Genomic DNA, 1780 nt, shown 5'->3' on the forward strand with positions numbered 1-1780 from the left:
ATGCCCATTTCGCCGGTAACGAAGATGCGGACGCCTTGCGCCACCGCTTCCTCGACGACGGCGATGCCGGTCAGGATCGACTGCTCTGCTTCCTCGCGGGTCATCGCCGGTCCCTTGGCCATATTGGCCGTCCCGTACCGCACCTTGCGGGACACCAGCTGCGGATGGGCCAGGTCGCTCTTCACCCCGATGTCGACGCAGACGATGTCCGCGCCGGCCAGCCGCGACAGCACGTTGACCGCCGCGCCTCCGGATAGAAAGTTAAGGATCATCTGCGGCGTCACTTCCTGCGGGAAGGCGCTGACGCCTTCCTCGCACACCCCATGATCCGCGGCCATAATGATAACTTCTTTGCGCTCGAACAGCGGCTTCGTCTCGCCGGTTATGCCGGCCAGGCGGATTGCCAGCGATTCCAGCTTGCCGAGGCTGCCCGGCGGCACCGTCAGGTTGGCAATATGGGCTGCCGCCTCCTTCGACGCGGTCTCATCCAGAGGCTGAATCCGCTCCACGTACTGCTTCAACAGTTCGTTCATCTTGCATCTACTCCCTCTCTCGTAAAACTGCCTTCAAACCGATCAACTCACGGCCCCCCTACTTTCCGCACTCGTTCTCCGGGCTGCTTTAATCCTACCGCTGCCTGGTCACCAGCACCTGCGGAATACCGCTGACCGGATGGGGAACGATGACCGGCTCAATGCCGTACACCAGACGGATCGTTTCCTCGGTAAGCATGTCTTCCGGCGTTCCCATTCCGACCGCCTGCCCGTCCCTTAATACCAGCAGTTTATCACAAAACTGCGCCGCCAGGTTCAAATCGTGCAAGACGGCGACGACCGTAATGCCCTCTTCCTTCCGCCACTGCGCCACCAGCTCCATGAACTGGTGCTGGTAGCGGATGTCCAGATACGTCGTCGGCTCGTCAAGCAGCAGAATTTGCGGCTCCTGCGCCATCACTTTGCCAAGGGCGACGCGCTGGCGCTGCCCGCCGCTCAGCTCATCCAAGGGGCGGTCCGCAAGTTCGTGCAGCTGCAGCTTATCCATGATGCTCTCAATCAAGGCGTCAGGATCGCCGCCCTCGTCCCGTCCGAGCCAATCCTGATACGGGTAACGTCCCATCTCCAGCACTTCCCTGACCGGATAATGAACAGGAGGAAGGCCGTCCTGCTGGAGAACGGCCATCATGCGGGAAAGAATTTTCCGGTTATAGGCAGAGGCTGGTTTGCCGTGAATCAGTACCTCGCCACTGCTGGCCTTCTCCACGCCGGAGACCAGCTGCAGCAGCGTCGACTTGCCGCTGCCGTTCGGCCCGATAATCCCCCACCATTCGCCTTCCTGGACCGACCAGTTGAGGCCATGGAGAGCTGTGATGCCGCCATACTGTTTCCCTGCTTCCCTGATCTCGATCATGTCCATCTCCCCTTCCGCTGCTTTTTGTTCCGGTTCAGCAAATAGGCAAAAAACGGAGCGCCTACGAAGGCCGTCACCACGCCGAGCGGAATCTCGGTCGGCGCCAGCAGGGAGCGGGCGATCGTGTCAGCCCAGACCATGAAGATAGCTCCGCCAATGGCCGACAGCGGTACGATCAGCCGGTAATCGGGGCCAGTAATCAGTCGGATCACATGTGGAATGACAAGTCCGACGAACCCGATGATGCCCGCAACCGACACCGCGGCAGCCGTGAGCAGCGTGCTGACGAGCAGCACCCCAGCTCACGCGGTCCACGTTCATCCCTATATGGGCCGCCTGCCCGCTCCACCTAAGGACAATAGATTCAGCGCGG

At 61.0% G+C, this 1780-nt stretch carries 2 protein-coding genes and 1 pseudogene; all 3 read right to left on the bottom strand.

The window, feature by feature from the left end; translation table 11 throughout:
• Nucleotides 1-533: nicotinate-nucleotide--dimethylbenzimidazole phosphoribosyltransferase (locus CPT76_RS33695; RefSeq protein ID WP_146116520.1), on the bottom strand; the 533-nt coding region annotated here is incomplete at its 3' end.
• 94 nt (nucleotides 534-627) lie between these two features.
• Entirely contained in the window at nucleotides 628-1407 is a 780-nt protein-coding gene (locus tag CPT76_RS33700) for an ABC transporter ATP-binding protein (RefSeq protein WP_105446007.1), read from the bottom strand.
• Nucleotides 1404-1780, bottom strand: a pseudogene (locus CPT76_RS33705) (FecCD family ABC transporter permease); the annotation flags it as partial. The gene CPT76_RS33700 and the pseudogene CPT76_RS33705, both read right to left, overlap by 4 nt.

This window comes from Paenibacillus sp. AR247 (genome assembly GCF_002968895.1).
Classification (GTDB): domain Bacteria; phylum Bacillota; class Bacilli; order Paenibacillales; family Paenibacillaceae; genus Paenibacillus_AQ; species Paenibacillus_AQ favisporus.